Below are 22,988 nucleotides of genomic sequence, written 5' to 3' on the forward strand. Positions count from 1 at the left end.
CTCACCAGGGAGGTTGGATGTTCGAACAGCGAGATCGGTGGCTTGAGGAACTCAATGAGCATACGGGGCGGGAAGAATTAATCACCTGTACTGCTGGCCTCATGCCCCTGACCGCAATCGTTGACGAAATCTCAACCGCCTGTATCGATGCACGCACACACACTGGACAGCAAGTACGCGACTGGCGGTCGATGGCCTCGGACCTCAGCGAAGCTGTCGATTGGATCGGTCCGAATCTTAATTCAATTGTCGCCTCCGAATCGGCGGTCGTTCACAAAACAATCATGAACCAACTTCTGGTGCATAAGAAGGGGAGAGTGCATGACGTCAACGACAGCATAAGGCCCCAGCTTGCCAAACAGGTCGATGAACTGGCCAAAGCTTTGAGCCCCGACGAAGCGCTAGCCGCAGCTTGGGGTGACCTGGTGCAAGCCTGCCGTGATATCGACTATATTAAGTATCCGTACGAGCGGATTGCATATCTTCGAGACACATTAGTTGGGTTGAGTGATTTGCGTCGGCAAGGGCGCTGGTTTTGGAGCCCAATGTCAACCGCTGTGAATGTTCTCTTTGGCTACGTCAATAGCGTGAGGGATGCTCAAATTATGGTTGGCGACCCAGTTGAGCCGCTCTCACTGGCCGATATTCGTGCGCCATCGACTTTGAGCGGCAATGAACTTGCCGACCTCGCCAAACGTTGCATCGTGGCGACGCCACCGACTAGGGATTACGTAATCTGGTTCCGTCTTGAGCCGGCTTTCGTCAAAGGCTACCCATGCGTTACCCACGGCTCGGTCACATTCTACGGCGCACAAAAGCTCGCCAGCGCACTCTGTGACCACGAGCGTGCACGGAAAACATTCCCGGTCGTGCCCGAGGAACTGCTGACCGACCAGATTCGTGACCATCAATTGTCCGACGAGATGGATGAATTCACTGGGTTTGAGCATCGTCCACGGCTCGTTTACGCCAGAGTTACCGTCGAAGGAGTCGAACGGCACCGTGCCGTACAGGTGGCTCGACTGTACCTGGATACGGTAATGACGGTAGTTGGAATACCTGAGCAGATGTGGAAGATTCTCGGCGGCACGCTGATTTTTGGCAACCAATCCTACAATCCGCGGCCGACTGAATGGGGACCGAAGCGGCCGAGGCCCGATACAATATTCTTTGAGAACGATTACTTCTCCACTAATCTGCGCGAGATGACTGCTAGTGGATTTCTGGTCACCAGCGAGGGTGCGCAACGGTTGCAGCCAGTCCTCGCGCTACTTACTGCGCTTACGAGCGTTCCCCGGGAAGACCCGCAGGGGGTTGTTACAGCCGCGGTCAGGGCTATTGAGCACTGCAACACCTGGGTGGCACCTCTCGAGAGATACCGTTGGTACGGGTTTGCTGAGGCGTATCTATTCGATGAGTACGCGGTCACAGAATTAGTAGATCGTATCGGACACGATGTCTTTGCGGCCGTTATCAAATATACGCCGGACCGCACACCTGGCGCGCCGGACCAACCTGACCTCTGGGCGATACGGGAAGAAATTGAGGAATCGGGCTGGAGCATGAGAATCGATAACCAGAAAGCTCTGGCGCATGTAGGAACATTGAGGCAAATTTATTCGAAACATTGGCTGGTACGTCAGCTCAGCGAAACCGATGACTTGCTCTGTTCAACGACGACACTCGGGCGCTCCTTCGATTCCGAGTTCCGACTACTCGAAGCTCGAGTGAACCGTTTGACGCGGTCCCGAAACGCCGCGATCCACGGAGGCACCTTATCTGCCGCAGCTTGCGAAAGCATCGCTGATTTCGCTCTGATAATGGGGCGTAATGCTCTGAATACCGTTATCCGGGCGATTGTCATCGGCGAAGAAGTGAATACTTATGCAACACGTCAGCGAGACGAATACCGCCGGAGGATCGATATCCTCAGGAAAGGTGGAAATTTGAAGAACTTGTTTTCGCCGTAACCTGAGACGAGACACCGATCAGTTGTCGAATTCGAATTCCTTCTCAGTCGAAATACACCACATCGAGGTTGTCTATCCCCACGGCCTGCCGGCCTCAACGTTTCCGATCCTTGCCCCCGACTGCACGGCTTGACCGCTGCCGACAACTCATCGTCCACGATCGTTGGCATCGCACCTCTACGACTGGACAGGCGCCATGAGATCAAAAATAGTACCTAACCGATCCTGTTGGAACCTTCAAAGCGAGACGGAGTTGACTGTCGTGTGCCAGTCATACAGTCGCTCGTCTAAGGCTCGCACGGCCGGGATCGAGTCCCACTTCCGCAAGGTCTGGCGGACGGTTTTCACCCTTTCCACTGTTGTTGCGTACCAGTGTTTCCTGGTCGCGTCTAAGGCCTGCTCAAGGTAGCTGCACGCATCTTCCGGACGTTGCTCAAGTGCGCACGCTGCGGCGGCGTCAGCGAGATAGACCGACCTCTGCTTCACCGACTCGGGTGGCAGCTCACGGAGGACCTGCTCCAGTGTCGCCAACGCTTCCCGGCCGTGGCCGGTGGTGATGAGGGTGTTGGCCTTGAATCCAGCGAGTCGTGTCGGGGAGAACCAGTCCATCCACTCCGGCGACGGTGTGGTGTTCTGGTCGTGGGTGCCGTAGACGTTTTCGGCATGCCGGATCAGGCTCAGCGCAGCGCGTGTGTCGCCGAACCGTGTCTCCACCTCGGCCTCTACTGCGTCCAACCAGGCGGTGAACTCGGCGTTGCCATCCCCGCGCCTGGCGAAAGCACGCGCAGCGCGGAGCCGTTCCCGCGCTTCTTCGGCGCGGATCGCTTCACCCGAGAAGGCCGGGATGAACGCCATGTGGGCAAGCACTGCGGCGCCGAGCAGGGCATCGGAGGATTCGTGTGCTGCTTGAAGGGCGAGCACGAAGTTGGCTTGTGCTTCGCCTGCGTGATTCAGATCGAAGAACTCCAGTCGTCCCGCCAGCAGGGCCGACTCGGCGACGGCGCGGGCCAGAGTGGCTGTCGCGGAGGCTGCGATCTCGGGGATCAACTCGTGGCCGAGGCGAGCATGGTCGGCTACTGACTTCTCGAGCTGACCCGCAGGCAGGGACCAGTACAGCCGGCGGTGCGCGGCAGTGATCGCCGCGTACTCGTAGGCCACGCGCGCCGGGACCTCGCCTGCCTGTCTCCGGCGGACACCGCTGGCCCGTGCCCGGGAAACCCCGTCTTGCGGGTGATTCGGGGCGTCCGACGATTCGTCCGCCCACGGAGCTGCGAAGCCCAATTCGGTAACTGGTCTTTCGAACAGTGCCTCCAGCGCTGCCGCGTGCTCAGGTTGGGGCCACGGCGGTTCCGCGGACTCCCATCGACGGACAGTACGGGCCGAGACCTCGATACGAAGTCCTATCGCGCGTGCGGCGCTTGTGAGCGCATCTGCAAGCGCTCCCTGCGACCGCAGCCCCAGTGCCTGGCGCGCTGCCCGCAGTGCGGCATTCCCAGTAGTTGCCATACCGCCAAGAATAGTCCTCAGATAGGCCATCTTGTGAGGCTATGCAGCCAGAATGGCCGATCAATGTCCCCTTGTTTGTCCTTCTTTCGGCCGCACGACTGCGTCAGCCTATCTGCACGGGGTTGGGTTTTCGCTCAGCGCTCAAGGGTGGTCAAGCGGCAAGAGGTGCCGCCCCACCGCCGAACCGGAGGAGCGACGCATGACCGATCGACCGATTCAGGCAGCGGCCGCACCGCGCATCCAGAGCGACACCAGCTCTCCACGGCGTTATCCGGGCTTGCTGTGGAAGTCCCTGCCTGCTCTGGAGGGCACGGGAGGTGTCCACACCGAAGAGAAGCAAGGGACGCGCATGGTGAGCGCTACCGCAGACAACGAAACCATCCCGAACGTCCACCGGCAGATTGGGAACGCGCGGGCGCTGCGCGTCCGATGTGAGAGGTGCACGCCCGGCACCGGGGGCTATTCCCGGCTGCTGGAACACATGGTGGCCGACGACCTGATCACCGCTCGTGATGCCGCCACCTACGCCACCCAACCGCCCGCCGAGGCCGTCGCCGAGCTGATCGCACACGTCCGAGCCGTTGACGCGGTGGCGGAAGCGCGAACCGGATTCGGAGAAGATGCATGACCACCGACAGCGCACGAAGCCGGTGCCTGTACTACCGCAACACCTTCCACCTACCAGCGACGATCAACCCGGCCACCGGCGGGATCAACGTACGCGTCGGGTTGATCTGGGCAATCGAGATGCCCTCGTATATCGGTCAGCTGGCGAAAGGTGACCTCGATCGGCGACGGCAGGGCGGTGGCCCGATCGTCTGCCATCCGTGCCGGGCGGTATGGACTTTTCTCACCCGCTCCGATGTTCCCGCCGCAGTCGCAGCTCAGGAGGCCCGCTCTGGAACAGTCAGCGGGTTGCGATCCTTGAGCCCGGCAGGCAAGGTTCCCCTGCCCTCACCGCAGGGGCGCGGTGTGTTCTACCGGCGGTGGATCACCCTCACCCCCGGCCCGTATCGCCCTTCCGGCCTGGCCGTGCTCACTTCCGTCCGAACCGTGCTGTCAGCGGTGAATCAAAACTCGATCACCACCTGTATTCCCCGCATCCCTGCCCGAGCGTGAAAGGCCCCGGCCATCAATGACCGAACCGAACCCCCTCCCAGCTCCCGAGCCCACACCTCTGCCGTCCTCGGCTGAGCTGATGGCCGCACTCGCAGGCCATGTCCCACGCCACCACCCGCACGCCCGCTTGCTGTACGCGGTGTTCCTGCTGGCGAACCAGGTCGTATGGCTCAACACCGATGCGGTGGTCAGCAGAGAAGGAGTCGATGGTTCCTCGATCTTCGACGAACTCGGTATCCGCAACTTTGAGGACTCGGCGCGGGAAAAGCTGTTGCAGGTCATCGCCACCACGACCACCGACCATCCCCACGCCGCGGACTACGTGGCACTGCTGGTCAACGCCTACACCACGTCCGGAGTCCCTAGTGCTACCAGGCTCTATGACAAGGCCACCGACAACGTCGCGTTCTGAACCGCAACCAGGACGAGTATCGGTCTGGTCGCACCATGAGTGAGGCGGAAGAAATTGCGCGACAGAGCAATCGGACTTGTTCATCTCGACCTGCTCGGCGATATGTCCACCCATCGCGCGGTCATCGAAGACCTCGCCAACGCTGAAGCGCTCCAGGTGGCTGAAATCGTGACCATCGATCACGACACCTACATGCCCATCACCTACGCCATTGCCGCCGCTGTCCAGGCCGGGGCCGATACCGTCATCGCCCCGGACCTTGCTCACTTCGGCACCGGATACGCCGCGATGACACTCGCGTGCGACCTGCTGGTTCCCACCGGTCTTATCCGCCGCCGCCCGCAACCACCCGGCCAACGCCTCGACCGATACGCCGACAGTTCGATTCGTCGACATCGAGGAGCCGGATGAGTGACTCAGTCGAAAGACGCCTGCTCGAAGCCAGGCAGAACGCGGCGATGAAGGGCATGAAGGTGCGACGGCGCCAATCCCCGCCCTACGGGTGGGAACTGGTCACCGCCGACGGGCGAGTCGTGGAATCCGGGACCTTGACCGACGTCGAATTCGCCCTTCTCCGCGACCAGGAACTGCAGTGAACGATACTTCGTCGGCCACTTGGCCGAGGAAGTGCCGCCAACGGCTTGAAGGCTGCCACACCCCACCGGGTGTTGGCTCCGATTACGACATAAAGCCGGGTGGTACGGGCGAAGAGCGCGTAATTGATCTCTCACCCGGCGATGGGTCAGTCACCTACTCCAGACGTAAGCTGATCAACCGTCACGCTCGCGCTGCTCGGGTGCGCCATCGGCCGGCAACTTCGTCTGCAAAAATCCGTGAACATGGTTGAGACAAATGCGGGACTCGTTGTCTGGGACGTAGACGGCACTCTGATCCCGGCGGATCTGCGGTGGCTTCGGCGGGCTGTGGCTCGCACCTACCACCTGGATGAGTCGGCGGTTGTGTTCCCCGCATCGCGCGTTCACGGCTACACCGACGAGTCGATCGTCATCGATACGGCTATCGCCTCCGGAGTCGCCGAGGCCACGGCGGAGCAAGGTTTCGGTCGGTACGCCGACGTGCTCATGGATGTTATGGCCAAGGGCAAGGCGGAGCTTGCCCGTGATCAGGCCGCGTACCCCGGCGCTGCCGACACCATCGCCGCTCTGGCGGAGAACGGGTTCGTCCAGACCGTTCTCACTGGCAACCTGCGTGTATCAGCCGAATTCAAGCTCAGGGTCGCGGGTCTCGCGACAGGCCTCGATCTGGACCTCGGTGCGTTCGGTTCGGATGCGCGCGAGCGGTTCGACCTGCCCGCCTTCGTTGCGAACCGATTTCGGGCGCGGTTCGGATATCCGCTCGATCCGGCACGGACCGTGATCATCGGCGATGCGCCGAACGATATCGCGACCGCACGTCACGCAGGCTTCGGGGTCGTCGCGGTAGCGCACAGACTGCCGGCCGACGAGCTGGCGCAGCTTTTACCCGACGCAATAGTCAGCCGTTTGGAACCCGACGCGGTCGTGCAGGCAATCCGAGGAGCGATGGAGTCGATCAACAGTCGTTGATGCTGGCAATCCGTCGCAGCCGGGTCAAGCTGAGCGCGCTGCGCTTTTCGGATACACGCCGAACTGCGTGGAAGCTGTGCCCCCGACGGTAGGCGGCGGGGGCGAGCCTGGGTGCGCTGCTCCCAGGAACTTCTCGCCCTGCCGCGGACTCCGCGCGCCGAGCACGGTGGAAGCCATGACCACTACCGAAACCAGCAAGATCGTCCTCGTCACCGGTGCCAGCAGCGGCATCGGGGAAGCCGTCGCGCTGCGGGCGGCGGCCCGCGGGCACCGGGTGTTCGCCGGGGCGCGGCGCACCGACCGGCTGCGGGCCTTGGCCGAGCGCGACGACCGGATCCATCCGGTGCGGGTCGATGTCACCGACCTCGCCGATGTGCGGAACTTCGTCGACCGGGCCGCCGAGCGGTACGGGCGGGTCGATGCCTTCGTCGCCAATGCGGGCGTCATGCCGCTCTCGCGGCTGGACCGGCTGCTCGTGGACGAGTGGCAGCACATGCTCGACGTCAATATCGGCGGGCTGCTGCACAGCATCGCCGCTGTCCTGCCCCGGTTCACCGCGCAGGACAGCGGGCATTTCGTCACGGTGGCGAACGTGGGCGCGCACGAGGTGGTGCCGACCAGCGCGGTGTACTCGGGGACCAAGCATGCGGCCTGGGCGATCACCGAGGGGCTGCGGCAGGAGAGCGCGCCGGGGATTCGGGTCACCACCGTCTCTCCGGGGGTGGTGACCTCCGAACTGGCCGACTCGATCACCGACCCCGGCGCCGCCGAGGCCATGCGTGGCTATCGGGCGCACGCCATGGCTCCGGAGGCGATCGCGGCCGCGGTGGACTACGCGCTGCACCAGCCGGCCGAGGTGGATGTCAACGAGATCGTGGTGCGGCCCGCGCGGCAGCGCTGACGGTTCAGCCCATCTCGATGATGGCCCGGCCGACGATCTCGCCGCGGGCGAGCGCCTGGTACGCCTCGTCGGCCTGTTCCAGCGGGTAGCGGCGGGTGATGAGCTCCTGCGGGGCGACGCTGCCCGCGGCGACCAGGCGCAGCAGCGCGGGCATGTCGGTGCGCGCCTTGGCGCCGTAGGAGCCGCGGATCTCCAGCTTGCGGCGTACCAGCCGGGCCAAGTCGACGGCGCCGGTGGAGCCGGCGGGGGCGATGCCGACCACGACCGCGCGCCCGCCGTCGTCGAGGATGTCGAGGGCGGTGCCGAAGGTGGCGGCATTGCCGAGCGCTTCGAAGGCGATGTCGACGCCGTGCCCGTCGGTGAGTTCCCTGACCCGGGCGACCACGTCCTCGGTTGCGGCGTCGACGGTGTGCGTGGCGCCGAGCTTGGCCACGGCGGACAATTTCTCCGCGCCGAGGTCGACGGCGATGATCTGGGCGGCCCCGGCCGCGGCGGCGAGCTGCACGATCGAGGAGCCGACCCCGCCCGCGGCGACCACCGCGATGCGCGCGCCGATCCCGAGTTCGGCGGTGCGCAGCGCACCCAGCGCGGTGAAGGTCGAGCACCCCAAAATGGAGACCTGGTTCAGCGCGACCCCGTCCGGCACCCGGAACACGTCGGTGGCCGGGACGACGCAGTACTCGGCGAGCCCGCCCATGGAGTACATGGCCAGCGGTGACCCATCGGCGGCGGTGAGCCGGGACTCCCCGTCGTAGAGCGCCCCTTTGAGCCGGTTGTAGGCGAAGAACTTCTCGCAGAGGTCCTCCATGCCGCGCACGCAGTGCCTGCAGTCCCCGCACGGCATGATGAAGCTGCACACCACCTCGTCGCCGACGGCGACGCCGGTGACCTCCGGCCCGAGTTCGGCGACCACCCCGGAGACCTCGTGCCCGAGCACCGCGGGGGTGGGGAAGGCGACCTCGGAGCGCAGCACGTGCAGGTCGGTGTGGCACACCCCGCAGGCGGTGACCCGCAGCAGCACCTCGCCGCGCCGGGGCGCGGGGCGCGGGATGTCCTCGATCACCAGCCGGGGTTCCGAACCGTAGTAGACGGCTGCCAGCACCGCACCCTCCTCACCTCGCCGCTCCCACCGCCTCGCTCGCCGGTGGCTCTCGCGGCCATCGTGTCAGCCGGGCGGGCTATCCGGCAGCGGAATCCTCGGCACGGCGCACCGGTGCCGCCGCTCCGGCCTCGAAGGCGCGGGCGATCAGCGCCGAGCGCAGGTACCAGAGGCCGTGCGCCTGGCCGGGGTCGAAGCCGGTGAGCTGGCCGATCCGGCGGAACCGGTGGTCGACGGTGTTGGCGTGCACGTGCAGGGCGCGCGCGGTGCGCTGGCGGTTCAGGTCCTTGGCGATGTAGGTGCGCAGGGTCTGCAGCAGGTCGGGCTGTCCGTCGAGTGGCTCGAGCGCGGCGGCGAGCACGGTGCGCGCCGGGCCGGGCCGGGCGAGCTGGTACTCGAGCACCAGGTCGTCGAAGCGGTGCAGCCGGTGCGGCCAGCCGAGCCGCTGCACCACGTCGAGCAGTTCGTGCGCCTGGTCGGTGGCGAGCGGGATCTCCTCGCGCCCGGCCCGCACGGTGGTCGCGACCAGCGGCACCTGCGCGGCCACCGCGAGCTGGTCGATCAGGGTGTCCAGCGCCTGCTCGGTGTAGCGGTCGGTGGGCAGCAGCACGGTGCCGCCGTCCACGCTGAGCAGCGCCAGCGCGTCGCCGCCGCAGTGATCGGCCAGCGCGGCCTGCAGCCTGCGCAGCTTGCGCCGCGCCACCACCTGCGTGTCGAGCGCGATGTTGTGCTCGTCGCGGTGCGGCGGGACGGCGAGCGCGAGCACGTGGTAGGAGTCGGCGATGGCGACCGCGCTCTCCCTGGCCATGGTGGAGGTGCTGCGCCCGCCGAGCAGTGCGGAGGTGAGCGTGTGCACGGCCGTGTGGTGCTCGGAGACCACCGATTTCAGCTCGCGCACGTAGGCGGTGGAGACCGCGCGGGTGATCCGGTCCTGGATCTCCATGAACTTGCGCGCCAGGTCGACCATGGCGGGGGAGTCGTGCGCGCCTGCCTTGGCCACGATCAGGTCGAAGCCGATGCGCAGCCCCTCGTGCACGGCGTTGTGGATGGCGTCGATCGGGATGCCCTCGCGCGCCCAGTCGGCGGCGGCCTCCTGCACCCGCTCGGTCTTGTCGGTGGTCTCCCTGCCGTCGAGCAGGTCGAGCGCGAGCTCGAGGCAGATCCGGGTGACCACGGTGATCTCGCCGCTCAGCGCGTCACCGGGCAGGGTGCCGCAGGGCACCACATTGTCGGCGAAGTGCCCGACCAGGCGGCGCGCCAGGGTCCGGACGTCGCGCAGGTGGGCGGATGCGGGCCGCCCCGATACGAGCAGATCCGCTGTGGCGGGCGCGTTCTCGATCACCGTTGCCCTCCTGGCTGGGTTGCCCATCGACTCGATCAGCCAGTGGCAACTGTCACAATTGCAGCGTACGTGATCGATAACCAGGGTGGAACCTGTTTCGATGCCGGGTTTTCCGTAGTGAACGCTATGGTAAGTGGGAGTTTGCTGCCACCTCGGGGTGGAATGGTTGCCGGTCGGTGGCCGTCCCCGGCGCCGGGTGGCAGGATCGGGCGGCACCGCGGACGGCGCGGCGCGGCGGCAGGGTTCGAGCGAGGCGAGGATGGCCCGGTGGACGAGCAGCGCGAGTACCGGGTCACCGAACTGGCCGAGCACGCCGGGATCCCGGTGCGCACGCTGCGCTACTACCAGGAGCGCGGGCTGCTCCAGCCGCCCCGCCGGGAGGGCCGCACCGCCTGGTACAGCGCGGCCCACCTGGAGCGATTGCGGCTGATCGGCGACCTGGTCGCCCGCGGCTACCGGCTCGACGGCATCGAGGAACTGCTCACCGCCGCGCAGAAGGGGCGCGGGCTGGCGGAGATCCTCGGCTTCGGCTCGGTCGCCACCGTCGACTGGACGCGCAGCGACCCGGTCGAGCTGACCGCCGCCGAGCTGCGCGCCCGCTTCGGCGAGCAACTCACCCCCGAGGTGCTCGCGGAGGCGATCGAGCTGGGGTACCTGCGCCGCCGCGGCGAGCACTACAGCCACCCCAGCGCCCGGTTGCTGGAGGCGACGCTGACCCTGGTCGCGGTGGGCATTCCGCTGCGCACGGTGCTCGCGATGAGCTGGGAGATCGAGGCGGCCTTCGACCGGATGGCCTTCTCCTTCGTGCACGCCTTCCGCAGCCACGTGCTCGACCGCATGCTCGACGACCCGACCCCGGAGAACCTGGAGCGGCTGATCGGCGCCGTCGCCGAGCTGCGCCCGGTGGCGCGGACCGTGGCCGACGAGCAGTTCGGGCGGGCCATGCGCAGGCGGATCCGGCGCGAGATCACCGAGATGACGCAGTTGATCGCCGAGGCGGCGGGCACGGAGAGCCGCTAGCCGATGCTGTCGCGGTAGTGGGTGGCGATCTCGTCGCTGGTGGTGAGCCAGACGTCGGGCTGCGCGGCGAGGAAGGCCAGCGCCTCGTCCAGGTAGCGGGCCCGGAACGGCTGCCCGATGACGAAGGGGTGCAGCGCGATCGGCAGCACCCGGCCGCTGCCGCCCGCGGCGTCGGCGCGCAGCTGCTCGTACTGGTCGCGCACCAGCCGGACGAAGTCGGGGCCGGTGGTGTTCTTGCCGACGAAGAGACCGATGTCGTTGAGTTCGACGGTGTAGGGAACGCTCAGCATGCCGGGCACGGTGAGCGGGTAGGGCTGATCGTCGTTGGTCCAGTCCAGCACGTAGTCGAGGCCGAGTTCGGCGAGCAGCGCCGGGGTGTCGAAGGTTTCGGTGAGCGCGGGGCCCATCCAGCCGCGCGGGCGGGCGCCGGTGGCCTCGGTGATGGCGGTGACGATCTCGGTGAGTTCGCGGCGTTCGGCGCCGGGGGCGAAGCCGGTGTGTAGCGCCGAGTTGGTGCGGCCGTGTGCCAGCCAGGTCCAGCCGCGCTCGACCCCGGCGCGCACGATCTGCGGGTAGTGCTCGGTGACCTCGGCGTTGAGCAGCACGCTCGGGCGGACCCCGTTGCGGTCGAAGATCTCGGCGAGGCGCCAGAAGCCGACCCGGGCGCCGTAGTCGCGCCAGCCGTAGTTGAGCGCGTCCGGGACGAGGTCGGCGGTGCCGGGCCAGATGCTGGTCGACGGCTTGTCGGGGTGGAAGTGCTCGACGTTGAGCCCGACGTAGACGGCGACGCCGGCGCCGCCGGGCCAGCTCAGCGGTGGCCGCTCGGTGATCGGCCGGTAGTCGAAGGGGACGGTGGGGCGTGTCATGAGAGTCAGTTTCGGCCGTCCGCGCGGCCGGAACGAGAGCTGTTTGTTCTACGATCGGTGAGCTGTACTCACCGATCGAGGTCATCATGGAGCGGTACGAAATCGAGGCGTTTCTCACCCTCGCGGAGGAGCTGCACTTCCGGCGCACCTCGGAGCGGCTCGGGCTGGCGCAGGGGCGGGTGAGCCAGACCATCAAGCGGCTGGAGCAGCGGATCGGGGTGCCGCTGTTCGAGCGGACCAGCCGCCGGGTGGCGCTGACCCCGGTCGGGGCGCAGTTGCGCGACGATCTGGCTCCCGCCTACCGCGAGGTCAAGGCGGCCTACGCTCGCGCGGTCGCCTACGCGCGCGGGGTGGACGGGGTGCTGCGGGTGGGGTTCTCCGGGCAGTGGTCGGCCGATCTGGTGCTGGCCGCGGGCGCGCTGCTGCGCGAGCGGTACCCGTGTGCGACGGTCGCGCCGCAGGAGGTGCCGCTGGACGATCCGCTCGGCGGGTTGCGCGCGGGCGAGCTGGACCTGCAGCTCTCCGAATTCCCGGTCGACGAGCCGGATCTGGTGACGGGGCCGGTGGTCTTCGCCGAGCCGGCCGCGCTGCTGGTGCCGTCCCGGCATCCGCTGGCGCGGCGGGATTCGGTCTCGGTGGAGGAGCTGGCCGCGGTCACGCTGGTGACGGTGGCCGGTGCGGTTCCGGCGTACTGGATCGATCACCGGTATCCGCCGCGCACGCCGTCCGGGCTGCCGATCGCGCGCGGGGCGGCGGCGCCGGGGTTCTCCGAGGTGCAGTCGCTGGTGGCGGCGGGGGCCGGGGTGTCGATCGCGGCGCTGCGGTCGGCGGAGTACAACGCGCGGCCCGGGATCGTCTATGTCCCGCTCCGGGACGCGCCGCCGATCGAGTACGGGCTGACGTGGCCGGTCGGGCGCGAGACGGTGCGGGTGCGGGCGCTCATCGAGGCGGTCATGCTGAAGGCCGGTCGCCCGGTCGTGGCAGCGGCTGTTCCTGCCCGGCGGCCTCCCGGATGAGGGCGGCGAGGACCGCCGGGTGGTCGAGGTGCAGGGCGTGCGCGCCGGGCGCCACCCGGCTGCGCACGCCGAGCAACTCGGTGAGGGCGGCGTCGGCCCGGTAGCGCGGTGCGGGGGAGTCCGCGCCGACGGTGAGCAGCACGCGCTCGGCGATGCCAGCGGGCAGCGGGCGGGGTTCGAAGGCGCGGAACATGCGCAGCTCGGCGGCGATCGTGCCGGGGTCGGCGGTGGTGCGCCCGGCGTGCCAGGAGTCCCCGTACAGCGTCCGGGCGAAGGGGCCGGTCCCGCCGTCGGCGAAGGCCGCAGCGACCGGGGCGAGCAGCCCGGGGACCAGCGACCCGGCGGCCGGTTCGTGCAGCACCGCGGCGACGAACGGCACGCCGCGCGCGGCGAGCTCGAGCCCGAGCGTGGCGCCGCCACTCACCCCGGCGACGACCGCTCCGGCGCAGCGCGGGGCGAGGAAGGCGATCTCGGTGTCGAGGTCACCGGATTGCGGGCGGGTGGGGCAGTCGAGCTCGTATCCGGCGCCGAGCGCGGCGGCGACCCCGGCCCAGACCCGGCCGTCGGTGGCGGTGCCGTGCACCAGCACGACCCTCACCTGCCCGGCACCTCGAACACCACGGTGATGCTGCCGCCGCCGGGCGGCCCCTGGTGCTCGGCCCCGCCCGAGACGTAGACGGCCCCGTCGCCCTTGAGCGCGGCGAGCAGCCCGCCGACGGCGGCGCGGGCGTGCCTGGTGGCGGGGAGGTCGGAGTCGGTGAGCATGGTGTGCCGCAGCCCGCGCACGGTGCCCGCCGGGTCGGCGTCGGCCTTGGCGAAGATCTGGCGCACGGTGCCGCCGCGCGCGGCGACCTCGTCCAGCAGCCCGCGCACGGTGGCGATGTCGATGGCGTCGCGCATCCGGCCGTGCAGGGCGCGCAGCGGGTTGGCGGCGCGGGCGCTCTCGGCGAGTACCAGCACGTGGCAGTCGTCGAGTTCGGCGCCCGCGCTGGTGGAGGCGCGCGCGGAGTCGACGTCGGCGTGCCCGGCGAGCGCGGCTTCGGCGGTGCGGGTGTCGCATTCGCCGAGCGCGACCGCGACCCCGAGCGCGGCGGCCGCGCGGGAGTGCCCCATGGAGGCGTAGGTGTCGGCGGCGACCGGTTCGGCGCCGGCCGCCCGCACCGCGGCGATCCGGTCGGAGGTGAGCAGCGGACATTTCACCAGGACCAGGTGCACGTCGCCGGGGTCGGCGCCGAGTTCGGCGACGAGCTTGCCGACGGTCTCGGCGACCGCGCCGAGCTGGGCGGGGCGCCCGATCTCGGCCGGGTCGAGTGCCCGGGTGCGGCCGGCGGCGGCGACCAGCCCGCGGTCGTGGCCGGGGTGGGCGCGGGGGTCGCGCACGACGAGGTTGACGTGCGGGCTGAGCACGCCCTCGGTGCCGCCGGAGAAGACGGTGATCGCGCCGGGCAGCCGCGGCTCCCAGACGGCGGCGGCCAGGGTGCGGCTGAAGTCGTTGACGCAGCCGTTGCCCTCGGTCTTGCCGATCACGGCGAGCACGTCCTCGGAGCGCAGCCCGGCGGGGCCGAGCGCGGTGAGCGGGGCGAGGTCGTCCGGGCCCGCGGTGGGGACGGTGAGCAGGGCGATGCCGGTCATGCGGGCAGCTCCTCCGGGGTGCGGGTGAGGTGGTGGAAGACCAGGTTCAGGGTGAAGGCGACGAGGACGGTGCTGGTGATGGCGCCGCCGACGATCACCTTCAGCGAGGTGGGCAGCCCGTCGTAGAGCTCGGGCGCGACGATCGGGATCATGCCCGCCCCCATGGCGAGCGAGACGATGAGCAGGTTGTCGGTGCGGGCGTAGTCGACCGTGGCGAGGGTGGCGATGCCGACCCCGGCGACGGTGGCGAACATGACCAGGCTGACCGCGCCGATCACCGGCCCCGGCAGGCTCGCCACCACCTCGCCCATCTTGGGCACCAGCCCGAGCACGACCAGCAGCCCGCCCGCCACCACCACGGCGCTGCGGGCGGCGACCCCGGTCATCCGGACCAGGCTGACGTTCTGCGCGAAGATCGTGTCCGGGAACGAGGTCAGTACGCCCGCCAGCACCGCGGAGAGGCCGTCGGCGGCGAGCCCGCGCCCGATCACGGCCGGGGTGGCCCGCTGCCCGGTGTGCTCGGCGGTGGCGAGCAGGTAGGCGGTGGATTCGGTGAAGATCACCAGCATCACCAGGCACATCGAGACGATGCCCGCGATGGGGAAGGTCGGCGCGCCGAAGGGGAACAGGTCGGGCAGCCCGAGCCAGCCCGCGGCCCCGACGGCGGAGAAGTCGGTGAGCGAGAGCGCGGCGGCGGCGACGGTGCCGAGCACCAGCGCGACGAGCACCGCGGACTGGGCGAGCAGCCCGCGGCCGTAGCGCATGAGCGCCAGGATCAGCAGGATCACCCCCGCGGCGACGAGCAGCCGGGCGCCGCCCGCGGGTTCCTCGCCGAAGGTCATGGTGACGGCCTTGCCGATGAGCGAGAGCCCGATCATGGCGATAGCGGCGCCGCGCACGACGGGCGGGAAGAAGCGCTGCAGGCGGGAGAACGGCACCGCGACCAGCACGCCGAAGATGCCCGCGGCGATCATCGAGCCGTAGACGGCGGAGAGCCCGTACTCCTGGCCGATCAGGATCATCGGGGTGACGGCGGTGAACGAGGCGCCGGCGACCACCGGCATCCGGGCGCCGAGCAGCTTCCCGACCCCGGCGGCCTGCACCACGGTGATGATCCCGGCGACCAGCAGGTCGGCGTTGACCAGCGCCGCGATGACCGAGCGGTCCAGTCCGAGCGCGGCGCCGAAGACCAGCGGCACCGCCACGCAGCCGGTGTACATGACGAGCACGTGCTGCATGCCGAAGAGCACGGTGCGCCACCAGGGCAGGGTGGCGGCGGGCGGGGATTCCGCCGGGGCGAGTACGGACACGGGGACCTCCGGGTTTCTGCTGAGCTACCCCGCTTTTGTATACAACTTCTGTTTCCGGTCGATTACCGTCCGGGTGGATTGCGTTAACTCACCGTGGGCGGCGCGATGTTTTCGGCGTGTTTGTATACAAAATCAGTCGTCGAGTTCGTCCAGCAACGCTTCGTCCTTGGCGATGTGCTCGTCCATCAGGAACCCGGCCTGCACCGGCGAGCCGGAGAGGATGGCGCGCGCGATGGCGGCGTGATCGCTCCACGACTCCTCGCTGCGCGCGTCGAGGTGCCTGCCGAACAGCCACGACACCCGGCCGAGCAGCTGCTCCAGCAGCTGCCGCAGCTGGCTGTTGCCCGACGCCTCGGCCACCAGCTCGTGGAAGCGCAGGACCAGCGGCGGCAGCTCGGCGCGGGCGGCCGCCGAGTGGCTGCGGTCGCGGCCCAGCTCGACCACGCGGGCGAGCTCGGCGGCGACCTCGCCGCCGCGCCTGCGCGCCGCCAGCTGCGCGGCCAGCACCTCGAGCCCGCGCCGCACCTGCACCAGCTCCCTGGCCGCGGTGCCCGACGGCACCGAGACGGTGGCGCCGCGGTACCGCACCAGCGTCACGAACCCCTCGTTCTGCAGCTGGGAGAGCGCTTCGCGGACCGGGATCCGCGACACCCCGAACCGCTCGGCGAGGTCGGTTTCGCGGAGCCGGTCGCCGGGGGCGAGCCGGCCGGCGAGGATGTCGGCGCGCACCGCGTCGGCCACGGCGTCCCGCGGGGCGGGCAGGGCGGGGTCGGGTGCGGCGGTCACGGGGTGAGCGTAGCGAGGGGGGCGCTGCGTCGGGGCGTGGCGACGGGGTAGCCCCACGGGGAATGCCCGCCGTCGAAAGGATCCGCCATGCCCCGTCACGTGCTCGTCGTCGTCTCCGCTGCCGACCGGTTGCCGCTGCAGGGCGGCGGTAGCGCCCCGACCGGGGTCTACCTGGGCGAGCTGGTGGAGCCGGCGGCGGCGCTGCTGGCGGCGGGGGTGCGGCTGTCGTTCGCGACGCCGGGCGGGCGGGCGCCGACCCTGGACGGCACCTCCTGCAGCCTCGCCTACTTCGGCTTCTCCCGGGCGAAGCGCGACGCCGCCTTCGCCACCTACGCGCGGCTGCTCGACGCCGGGCTCGGCGCCCCGATCCCGCTGGAGAAGCTGCACACCGTCGAGCAGTACGACGGGCTCTTCGTGCCCGGCGGGCACGCCCCGCTGGTCGACCTGCTCTACCGCGACGCGCACACCGGCGCCGCGCACAACGAGGACTTCGGCGCGCTGCTCGCGCACTTCCACGCCGCGGGCAAGCCGACCGGGCTGATCTGCCACGCCCCGGCCGCGCTGGCCGCCGCGCCCGAGGTGGACGGGCACTGGCTCTACGCCGGCTACCGGATGACCTGCTTCAAAACCGTGGTCGACACGATGTTGCAGACGGTCCCGGTGGCGCGGCGCTTCCCCGGCAGGCTCTTCGAGCCGGACCCGGCGCGGCTGCTCGGCGAGCTCGGGGGCCGGGTCGAGCAGACCCGGCTGCCGATGGGCAGCAAGGTGGTGATCGACCGGGAGCTGGTCACCGGCCAGGATCCCTACTCCGCGCGGGCGTTCGGCGCGGCGTTCACCCGGCAGGTGCGGGCGGCGGATCGCGCGGCGGCCGGGATGGACGAGATCAGGACGGGAGACTCCGCAGTCGCGCCGCGTCGGTGAGGAACTGGCGCAGCCGGTCGGGGGCGGGGCGGCCGAAGCGCTGGCCCGGCTGGTCGGGTGCCGCGCCCGCCGCTGCCGCACAGGGGTCGCCGATCGGGATGGTGCCGGGGGCGAACCAGTCGCCGGGGACGTCGGCGCTGTGCACGGTGCGGCCGGTGGCGGCCTCGTAGACGGTGAGCCGGTAGCGGCCCGCGATCAGGGTCAGCGCGGAGCCGTCCTGGTAGCGGCAGTTCGCGACGGGTTCGCCGACGCCGGTGCGGGTCGCGCAGGCCACCCACTGCACGTCCTCGGGGCGGGTGGCGCGGGGCAGGGCGGGGTCGCCGGGCGGGCTCACGGCGTTGAGGTCGCCCGCCGCGTAGACCCCGACCGGGCCCGGTTTCGGCTCGGCGGCGCCGGCGAAGCCGTCCGGGTTGTCGCACATCGCCGCGTAGTCGGCGAGGGCGGGCCGGTTCTCCCGTGCCACGTGCACCCCGACGAAGAAGACGGCGACCACGGCGGCGAGGGCGAGCACCAGGGCGGTGCCGCCCACCCGGAAGCGGGGCCAGGACTCGGTGTCGAACGCCGACCGGAGTTTCTCGCCGCGAGACGGGGGTGGGGAGTAGTGGTTCCGGGGGCGGAGGGGTCGGGGGTCGGCGCTGTATTCGATGCGGCGGGGTGGGCGTTGTTCGGCGGCGGGTGGGGTGGGGCGGTGCCGGGGCATTTCGTCGGTCGGGGCGGCGTCGTAGGGGGAAGGTGCCGTGAACGAGGGGCGCTGGGGCGGGGGTGCCGCGTTCGCCGGGGTTCGGGTGAGGCGGACGCCGCGGGAACGGGGTTGTTCGGGGGGCGCGGAGTTCGCCTGCGGGCGTCCGGGCAGTGGGGTCCAGGGGGCGGCGGCCGGGGTGCGTCCGACCGCGAACGGCTCGTCGGGCCGGCCGTCGGTTATCCGCACGTCCGACACTCGGGCAGCGGCTTCGTGGTTGTCGCGCACCCTGTCCTCGGCCACCCCGGTGCCGGCGTCTCCGGCCCATCCGGACGCGGGCGACTCGGGGTGAGCGCCGCGCCGCGGTGCGTCCACCTCGGTGATCGCGCTCGGCTCCGCCTTCCGCGCGCCGGCTCGGTGCCGCGGCCGCTCCGGAAGCGGCGGGATCGGCGCGAGCCACGGCGGGCGCCCGGGGGCGGCCGATGCCATCGCCGGAACCCGCTCCGGAGCCGCGGATTCCGCGCGCCGCGGGTCGTCCGGCTCGAGGTCGTCGTCGGTGGAGACCGAACCGGAGGCATCGTCGGCCTGTTCCGGTGACCGGTCGCGGCGGTCGACGTCGTCCGACAGGACGGGCCCGTGCTCCGCGTCGCCTGCGAGCCCGTGCGGCGCGCCCGCGCTGTTCGGTGAGCCGTCCAGCGCGCCCGTCCGGGGAACCGGTTCTTCGGCCACTCGGTCGTACGGGCCTGCGGCCGCTTCCGAACCGCTGTCGCCGGTTTCGGGAGGGGCATCCCCATCCGCTCCCGACGGTGGCTCGGCGGCGGCGGTGACGGCCCCCTGCGCCGCCACCTCCGCCGCCGAAATCTCGTCTGCCGCTGCGAATCCCTCGCGGGCGAGCGCTTCGGCGGAGGGCAGCAGCTCCGTGAGTTCGAGTTCGGCGAAGGCGGCGGTGAGCGCGGCGACATCCCAGCGGACATCGCCTCCGGTCCGGCGCCGGAAGTACCGCTCGACCGCGTCGGGATCCGCGCTCCCGGCGACGACGACAGCGCCGCCGGTCGGCTCGGGCGGTTCGGGACGGCTGACCGCCGACCCGGGCGCGGTGACGAGAACGGCGAGCTCGTCGACGAGTTCGGGTAGTCCGGCCCGCTTCAGCCGGGCCCGCAGCCCGGTGGCGGTCTGCGCGGCCCGCACATCGGGGGTCAGGCTGGCGACGGGAAGGTCGAGATCGGCGGGCGCGGAGCCGATCCGCCACCGCTGCTCGGTGTCGAGCACCCCGGATTGGCTGCGCCGCAGCCCGGCGATCTCGACGACGGTGCAGTGCTCCGGTGTCCAGACGAGGACGTCGGCCCGGCGCCCCGGCCCGCCCGCGACGCCGGGAAGCTTGCAGCCGAAGACGGCGAGGCCGCCGAGCCCGCGATCGGGCCCGTGCCAGCTCTCGAACCATCGCCGGACAAGTTTCTCGGGACCGGAGAACGTACTGTCCTGCGCGATCACGATCATCTCGCGCCCCCTGGACGGGAAAGTCGAACGGTGCAGTGCCTCAATAGAATACGATGCCCTCCCGGCCGGATTTCCAGTGCCTCCGCGCGCGGTGGCGGTGACACGGCGGCGCAAGGGCGGCGCGATGGCGGGGCCGGGGTGTTTCACCCCGGCGGGGTCAGTGCTCCGAACCGGTGTTCCCGCCAGATCGCGCGCGACGGCTCCTCCGGGTAGCGCCCGGTCACCCCTGCTTCCCCGTAGATCCGGGTGGCCCTGGCCTCGGGGTCGTACCGCGTCCAGCCGGGGTCGCCGGTGCGGGCGAAGCGCACCCACTCGTCGCGCAGCTGCTGGGCGAGGACCGGAAGCTGTTCGGCGGCACCGGCGATGGCGGCGGGGTGGTCGCGCGCGTCGGCGTCGGTGAGGGTGCCGAAGAGGATCAGGACGTCGAGGCTGTGCGAGGCGCCCTGGTCGTGCCGGAAGCTCCAGCACAGTTCGTAGAGCCACACCGCTCCGCCGCCGGCGTGCGCGGCGTCGGCGAGGTGCAGGGTCGGCATGCGGAAGAGCCAGTCGGCGTGCAGCGTTTCGTGCAGCTGCGCGCGGCTCGCGCCCGGGTAGGCGGCGCGGTAGCGGTCGTGGTCGGCGAACCAGTGGAACGCGGCGTCGATCAGCTCGTCGGTGGCGGCGCCGGGCGCGGCGGCGAAGAGCCGGTATTCGTCGCGGGTGTGCCCGGTGAGGATCTCGACCTCGCGCGCGGCGCCGGCGGCGAGCGCCTGCCAGGGATCGCGCGGGAGCACCTCGCCGTCAACGACGGGGGAGAACGGCGAGGGGGTGAGCGCGACGCGCCCCCACCGGCCGGTGTACTCGGGCATGCGCGCCATGACCTCACCGGTCGCGGCCACCAGCGCCCCCGGCGCGAACCGGGACAGCTCGGCGCGGGTCGCCCGCGCCCCGACCCGGGCGGCGATGTCGGTGGCGATCCGTACGGCGAGCGCGGGCGTGAAGAACGTGCCCGGCACGCTCATGGGGACCGCCCGCCGGAAGAGCCCGCGTGCCGCGGGCACGGCGAGCAGCGCCGCGATGCAGCCCGCACCGGCGGATTGGCCGACCAGGGTGACGTTCGCGGGGTCACCACCGAATGCGGTGATATTTTCCCGCACCCAGTGCAGTGCGGCGAGCTGGTCGAGGATGCCGCGATTGTCCGGGGCGCCGTCGAGGTGCGCGAAGCCCTCGACCCCGACCCGGTAGGTGAGCGTCACCAGCACGACCCCGGCGCGCGCGAGCACGGTCCCGTCCTGGTGCGGATTGTCCGGTCCGCCCTCGTAGTAGCCGCCGCCGTGGATCCAGACCAGGACCGGCAACCGGGCGGCGCCCGGCGCGGGCGACCAGATGTTCAGGGTGAGGTGCCCGGTGTCATCGGGGTGGCCGGGTTGCGGCATGAAGGGGCCGAACGCCAGTGCTTCGCGCACGCCGTCCCACCGCGGGATCGGGACGGGTGCGGCGAAGCGTCGCGGGCCGAAGGGCGGCAGCGCGTAGGGGATGCCGCGGAACACGGCGACGCCGTCGGTCCACTGCCCGCGGACGGCGCCGCAGCCGCTCCTGACCTCGATCACCCGGGCACTCTACTCACCGAGCGATCGCTCACAGTTTGCTGGATTCGATCTCCGGGTACGCGATGCCAAGGACGACGGAAGGAGCGAGGTGGCCACGATCGCGAAGGACAGGCGGTGGCCCGCGACGGACTCGCTGGCCAGGACCACGCTCGGGGTGGCGACCGCGGCGGTGGTCGGCTCGGCGGCGACCACGTCGGGCAGCGCCTGGTACCGGCAGCTGCGCAAGCCGCGGTTCCAGCCGCCGCCCGCCGCTTTCCCGGTGGCGTGGACGCTGCTCTACGCCGACCTGGCGTTCACCTCGGCCCTGGCGCTGGAGAACGCCCCCGACCCGGGCTACGCGGAGCGGGTGCAGCGCGCGCTGGCCGCGAACCTGGTGCTGAACGCAGGCTGGACCTGGGTGTTCTTCCGCGCGCACCGGCTCGGCGCCGCCACCCTGACCGCGGCGGCGCTCACCGCGAGCAGCGCGGACCTGACCCGCCGGGTGGCGGCGGCGGATCCGCGCGGGCGCGCGCTGATCGCCTACCCGGCCTGGTGTGCCTTCGCGACGGTGCTGTCGGCCGCCCTGTGGCGCCGCAACCGCGGCTGATACCGGCCGCCGCCCGCGCTCGCCCACGCCCACCACCGGGTCGGGCGGCGGGTGTGGGGGTTCACCGAGGCGCTGGCCCGGCAACGTGGCTCACCCCGCGGCGCCCCGCCCCTCGCCCGGGGCGACGGGGCTCAGCCCGCGGCGCCCGGCCCTTCGCCCAGGTAGAAGGCCCTGGTCCGATCGGCGGCGTCGAGCGCGTCCCGCTCCGGGCTCCCGCCCTCGACGGCGGCCTGCCCCCACGCCGCGGCCGCTTCGCGGATGAACCGCTTGGCCTGGTCGCTCTGCTCCCACTGGGTGGCCTCGGGCGGCAGGTCGTGCCCGGCCAGGTGCGAGGCCATGCCGAGGAACGACAGGTCCCAGCCGAGGCCGAGGGCTCCGGGGCCGAACTGGTCCCACATCTCGGCGGGGGTGTCGCCGGAGTGCCGCAGCGTGAGCCGCGCCGCCTCGGCGCCGACCGGCTCGAGCGCGACGTCGACCCAGGTGACGGCCCCGCCGAACTCCCAGGTGATGCGGAACGAGCGCGGCGGCTCGCACTCCTCGACGACACCGCTCGCATTGCCCTCGATCTGGAATCGCCCATCGATCCGCAGCTCCCCGGTGACGGGGGCGAACCAGCGGGGGAGCCGCTCGGTGGTGGTGCAGGCGTCCCAGAGGTCGTCGACGGTGGTGGCGTAGACCTGGCTCAGCTCGACGATGGTGGGCACGGCGGCCGCGCCGGTCTCGTGCGCGCCGATGGTGACGCCGCGCCGCACCTCGTGCAGCTGCCGGTCGACGTCGATGGGTGCGGTGACCTGGTCATCGGTCATGGGGGTTGTCCTTCCTCGGTTCGTCGGGTGCGTTTGCCGCGGGCGATCTCGGTGTCGAGGGCGTGGAGCCGGGCGGTCCAGAAGTGCCGGAAGTGGCCGAGCCAGCGGTCCACCTCGCGCAGCGGCTCCGGCTCGACCACGTAGAGCCGCCGGGTGCCGTCGGCGCGGACCGAGGCGAAGCCGTTGTCGCGCAGCACCTTCAGGTGCTGGGAGACGGCGGGCTGGCTGATCCCGAACTCCGCCCGCACCTGCTCCGCCAGCTCACCGGCCGAGCGTTCCCCGTCGGCGAGCAGCTCGAGCAGCCGCCTGCGCACCGGGTCACCGAGAACATCGAACGCGTGCACGACCCGATATTTCAGGAAGAAC

24 protein-coding genes are annotated in these 22,988 nt (G+C 70.3%); 12 read left to right on the forward strand and 12 right to left on the reverse strand.

All coding sequences use genetic code 11. The annotated features are described in order from the left end of the window. Positions 1-17 precede the first annotated feature (17 nt). A complete protein-coding gene (locus ACFUJ1_RS00195; protein ID WP_378640816.1) occupies positions 18-1,970 on the forward strand; it encodes a hypothetical protein in 1,953 nt (650 codons plus the stop codon). A 237-nt stretch (positions 1,971-2,207) separates the two neighbouring features. On the opposite strand, the gene ACFUJ1_RS00200 is transcribed toward ACFUJ1_RS00195, so the two are convergent. Further along, positions 2,208-3,128, reverse strand: coding sequence for a hypothetical protein (locus ACFUJ1_RS00200; RefSeq protein ID WP_378640818.1), 921 nt, complete (start codon positions 3,126-3,128; stop codon positions 2,208-2,210). A gap of 547 nt (positions 3,129-3,675) precedes the next feature. On the opposite strand from ACFUJ1_RS00200, the gene ACFUJ1_RS00205 reads away from it, so the two are divergent. From ACFUJ1_RS00205 to ACFUJ1_RS00235, 7 genes are all read left to right on the forward strand, one after another. Continuing rightward, complete coding sequence (locus tag ACFUJ1_RS00205) at positions 3,676-4,104, forward strand: hypothetical protein (RefSeq protein WP_378640820.1); 429 nt, start codon at positions 3,676-3,678, stop codon at positions 4,102-4,104. Further along, positions 4,101-4,595: a DNA-directed RNA polymerase subunit beta gene (locus tag ACFUJ1_RS00210; protein ID WP_378640821.1), complete on the forward strand. Its 495-nt coding sequence runs from the start codon at positions 4,101-4,103 to the stop codon at positions 4,593-4,595. The genes ACFUJ1_RS00205 and ACFUJ1_RS00210 overlap by 4 nt, the downstream gene beginning before the upstream one ends. A gap of 79 nt (positions 4,596-4,674) precedes the next feature. Beyond that, on the forward strand, positions 4,675-5,007 hold the full coding sequence (locus ACFUJ1_RS00215) for a hypothetical protein (RefSeq protein ID WP_378640823.1): 333 nt from the start codon (positions 4,675-4,677) through the stop codon (positions 5,005-5,007). A 54-nt stretch (positions 5,008-5,061) separates the two neighbouring features. Further along, complete coding sequence (locus ACFUJ1_RS00220; protein WP_378640824.1) at positions 5,062-5,418, forward strand: hypothetical protein; 357 nt, start codon at positions 5,062-5,064, stop codon at positions 5,416-5,418. After that, positions 5,415-5,603: a hypothetical protein gene (locus ACFUJ1_RS00225; RefSeq protein ID WP_378640826.1), complete on the forward strand. Its 189-nt coding sequence runs from the start codon at positions 5,415-5,417 to the stop codon at positions 5,601-5,603. Before ACFUJ1_RS00220 ends, ACFUJ1_RS00225 begins: the two co-directional genes overlap by 4 nt. Before the next feature lie 243 nt (positions 5,604-5,846). After that, positions 5,847-6,572, forward strand: coding sequence for an HAD family hydrolase (locus ACFUJ1_RS00230; protein ID WP_378640828.1), 726 nt, complete (start codon positions 5,847-5,849; stop codon positions 6,570-6,572). A gap of 175 nt (positions 6,573-6,747) precedes the next feature. Then, a complete protein-coding gene (locus ACFUJ1_RS00235) occupies positions 6,748-7,473 on the forward strand; it encodes an SDR family oxidoreductase (RefSeq protein WP_378640829.1) in 726 nt (241 codons plus the stop codon). A gap of 4 nt (positions 7,474-7,477) precedes the next feature. Here the strand turns inward: ACFUJ1_RS00235 and ACFUJ1_RS00240 are convergent, their stop codons facing one another. After that, the gene (locus ACFUJ1_RS00240) at positions 7,478-8,575 is read right to left on the reverse strand and encodes a zinc-binding dehydrogenase (protein ID WP_378640831.1); all 1,098 of its coding nucleotides are present in this window, start codon (positions 8,573-8,575) and stop codon (positions 7,478-7,480) included. 76 nt (positions 8,576-8,651) lie between these two features. Next, complete coding sequence (locus ACFUJ1_RS00245; RefSeq protein ID WP_378640833.1) at positions 8,652-9,914, reverse strand: PucR family transcriptional regulator; 1,263 nt, start codon at positions 9,912-9,914, stop codon at positions 8,652-8,654. A gap of 267 nt (positions 9,915-10,181) precedes the next feature. On the opposite strand from ACFUJ1_RS00245, the gene ACFUJ1_RS00250 reads away from it, so the two are divergent. Then, on the forward strand, positions 10,182-10,934 hold the full coding sequence (locus tag ACFUJ1_RS00250) for a MerR family transcriptional regulator (protein WP_378640835.1): 753 nt from the start codon (positions 10,182-10,184) through the stop codon (positions 10,932-10,934). On the opposite strand, the gene ACFUJ1_RS00255 is transcribed toward ACFUJ1_RS00250, so the two are convergent. Continuing rightward, the gene (locus ACFUJ1_RS00255) at positions 10,931-11,800 is read right to left on the reverse strand and encodes a polysaccharide deacetylase family protein (RefSeq protein WP_378640837.1); all 870 of its coding nucleotides are present in this window, start codon (positions 11,798-11,800) and stop codon (positions 10,931-10,933) included. The genes ACFUJ1_RS00250 and ACFUJ1_RS00255 overlap by 4 nt on opposite strands. 86 nt (positions 11,801-11,886) lie before the next feature. Here ACFUJ1_RS00255 and ACFUJ1_RS00260 point away from each other — a divergent pair, with 86 nt between their 5' ends. Further along, entirely contained in the window at positions 11,887-12,816 is a 930-nt protein-coding gene (locus ACFUJ1_RS00260) for a LysR family transcriptional regulator (RefSeq protein ID WP_378640839.1), read from the forward strand. Here the strand turns inward: ACFUJ1_RS00260 and ACFUJ1_RS00265 are convergent. The 4 genes from ACFUJ1_RS00265 to ACFUJ1_RS00280 form a co-directional block, all read right to left on the reverse strand. Continuing rightward, on the reverse strand, positions 12,752-13,414 hold the full coding sequence (locus ACFUJ1_RS00265; protein ID WP_378640841.1) for an alpha/beta fold hydrolase: 663 nt from the start codon (positions 13,412-13,414) through the stop codon (positions 12,752-12,754). The two genes, ACFUJ1_RS00260 and ACFUJ1_RS00265, sit on opposite strands and share 65 nt — an antisense overlap. Next, complete coding sequence (locus tag ACFUJ1_RS00270) at positions 13,411-14,448, reverse strand: ring-opening amidohydrolase (protein WP_378640843.1); 1,038 nt, start codon at positions 14,446-14,448, stop codon at positions 13,411-13,413. The genes ACFUJ1_RS00265 and ACFUJ1_RS00270 overlap by 4 nt, the downstream gene beginning before the upstream one ends. Further along, complete coding sequence (locus ACFUJ1_RS00275; RefSeq protein WP_378640845.1) at positions 14,445-15,758, reverse strand: nucleobase:cation symporter-2 family protein; 1,314 nt, start codon at positions 15,756-15,758, stop codon at positions 14,445-14,447. The genes ACFUJ1_RS00270 and ACFUJ1_RS00275 overlap by 4 nt, the downstream gene beginning before the upstream one ends. 132 nt (positions 15,759-15,890) lie before the next feature. Continuing rightward, entirely contained in the window at positions 15,891-16,544 is a 654-nt protein-coding gene (locus ACFUJ1_RS00280) for a GntR family transcriptional regulator (RefSeq protein ID WP_378640847.1), read from the reverse strand. An 87-nt stretch (positions 16,545-16,631) separates the two neighbouring features. Between ACFUJ1_RS00280 and ACFUJ1_RS00285 the strand changes: the two genes are divergently transcribed. Continuing rightward, positions 16,632-17,465 carry a DJ-1/PfpI family protein gene (locus tag ACFUJ1_RS00285; RefSeq protein ID WP_378640849.1) on the forward strand — a complete coding sequence of 278 codons (834 nt, stop codon included), beginning with the start codon at positions 16,632-16,634 and terminating at the stop codon, positions 17,463-17,465. On the opposite strand, the gene ACFUJ1_RS00290 is transcribed toward ACFUJ1_RS00285, so the two are convergent. Both ACFUJ1_RS00290 and ACFUJ1_RS00295 read right to left on the reverse strand, forming a co-directional pair. Then, positions 17,428-19,641 carry a hypothetical protein gene (locus ACFUJ1_RS00290; protein WP_378640851.1) on the reverse strand — a complete coding sequence of 738 codons (2,214 nt, stop codon included), beginning with the start codon at positions 19,639-19,641 and terminating at the stop codon, positions 17,428-17,430. The two genes, ACFUJ1_RS00285 and ACFUJ1_RS00290, sit on opposite strands and share 38 nt — an antisense overlap. Positions 19,642-19,784: 143 nt before the next feature. Next, positions 19,785-21,230, reverse strand: a complete 1,446-nt coding sequence (locus tag ACFUJ1_RS00295; RefSeq protein ID WP_378640853.1) for a carboxylesterase/lipase family protein — start codon at positions 21,228-21,230, stop codon at positions 19,785-19,787. Between the two features lie 88 nt (positions 21,231-21,318). Here ACFUJ1_RS00295 and ACFUJ1_RS00300 point away from each other — a divergent pair, with 88 nt between their 5' ends. Beyond that, positions 21,319-21,816: a TspO/MBR family protein gene (locus ACFUJ1_RS00300; protein ID WP_378640855.1), complete on the forward strand. Its 498-nt coding sequence runs from the start codon at positions 21,319-21,321 to the stop codon at positions 21,814-21,816. Between the two features lie 131 nt (positions 21,817-21,947). On the opposite strand, the gene ACFUJ1_RS00305 is transcribed toward ACFUJ1_RS00300, so the two are convergent. Together ACFUJ1_RS00305 and ACFUJ1_RS00310 are read right to left on the reverse strand one after the other, a co-directional pair. After that, the gene (locus ACFUJ1_RS00305) at positions 21,948-22,622 is read right to left on the reverse strand and encodes an SRPBCC family protein (protein ID WP_378640857.1); all 675 of its coding nucleotides are present in this window, start codon (positions 22,620-22,622) and stop codon (positions 21,948-21,950) included. Next, positions 22,619-22,966, reverse strand: coding sequence for an ArsR/SmtB family transcription factor (locus ACFUJ1_RS00310; RefSeq protein ID WP_378640859.1), 348 nt, complete (start codon positions 22,964-22,966; stop codon positions 22,619-22,621). The genes ACFUJ1_RS00305 and ACFUJ1_RS00310 overlap by 4 nt, the downstream gene beginning before the upstream one ends. Positions 22,967-22,988: the final 22 nt, after the last annotated feature.

The organism is Nocardia sp. NPDC057227 (genome assembly GCF_042669725.1).
Classification (GTDB): domain Bacteria; phylum Actinomycetota; class Actinomycetes; order Mycobacteriales; family Mycobacteriaceae; genus Nocardia; species Nocardia asteroides_A.

What these genes read in the sequence shown, in the direction of transcription:
- ACFUJ1_RS00195 (WP_378640816.1), top strand. Translation starts at nt 18, where the DNA reads ATGTTCGAACAGCGAGATCGGTGGCTTGAGGAACTCAATGAGCATACG.
- ACFUJ1_RS00205 (WP_378640820.1), top strand. Translation starts at nt 3,676, where the DNA reads ATGACCGATCGACCGATTCAGGCAGCGGCCGCACCGCGCATCCAGAGC.
- ACFUJ1_RS00210 (WP_378640821.1), top strand. Translation starts at nt 4,101, where the DNA reads ATGACCACCGACAGCGCACGAAGCCGGTGCCTGTACTACCGCAACACC.
- ACFUJ1_RS00215 (WP_378640823.1), top strand. Translation starts at nt 4,675, where the DNA reads ATGGCCGCACTCGCAGGCCATGTCCCACGCCACCACCCGCACGCCCGC.
- ACFUJ1_RS00225 (WP_378640826.1), top strand. Translation starts at nt 5,415, where the DNA reads ATGAGTGACTCAGTCGAAAGACGCCTGCTCGAAGCCAGGCAGAACGCG.
- ACFUJ1_RS00230 (WP_378640828.1), top strand. Translation starts at nt 5,847, where the DNA reads ATGGTTGAGACAAATGCGGGACTCGTTGTCTGGGACGTAGACGGCACT.
- ACFUJ1_RS00235 (WP_378640829.1), top strand. Translation starts at nt 6,748, where the DNA reads ATGACCACTACCGAAACCAGCAAGATCGTCCTCGTCACCGGTGCCAGC.
- ACFUJ1_RS00255 (WP_378640837.1), bottom strand. Translation starts at nt 11,800, where the DNA reads ATGACACGCCCCACCGTCCCCTTCGACTACCGGCCGATCACCGAGCGG.
- ACFUJ1_RS00260 (WP_378640839.1), top strand. Translation starts at nt 11,887, where the DNA reads ATGGAGCGGTACGAAATCGAGGCGTTTCTCACCCTCGCGGAGGAGCTG.
- ACFUJ1_RS00270 (WP_378640843.1), bottom strand. Translation starts at nt 14,448, where the DNA reads ATGACCGGCATCGCCCTGCTCACCGTCCCCACCGCGGGCCCGGACGAC.
- ACFUJ1_RS00285 (WP_378640849.1), top strand. Translation starts at nt 16,632, where the DNA reads ATGCCCCGTCACGTGCTCGTCGTCGTCTCCGCTGCCGACCGGTTGCCG.
- ACFUJ1_RS00290 (WP_378640851.1), bottom strand. Translation starts at nt 19,641, where the DNA reads ATGATCGTGATCGCGCAGGACAGTACGTTCTCCGGTCCCGAGAAACTT.
- ACFUJ1_RS00305 (WP_378640857.1), bottom strand. Translation starts at nt 22,622, where the DNA reads ATGACCGATGACCAGGTCACCGCACCCATCGACGTCGACCGGCAGCTG.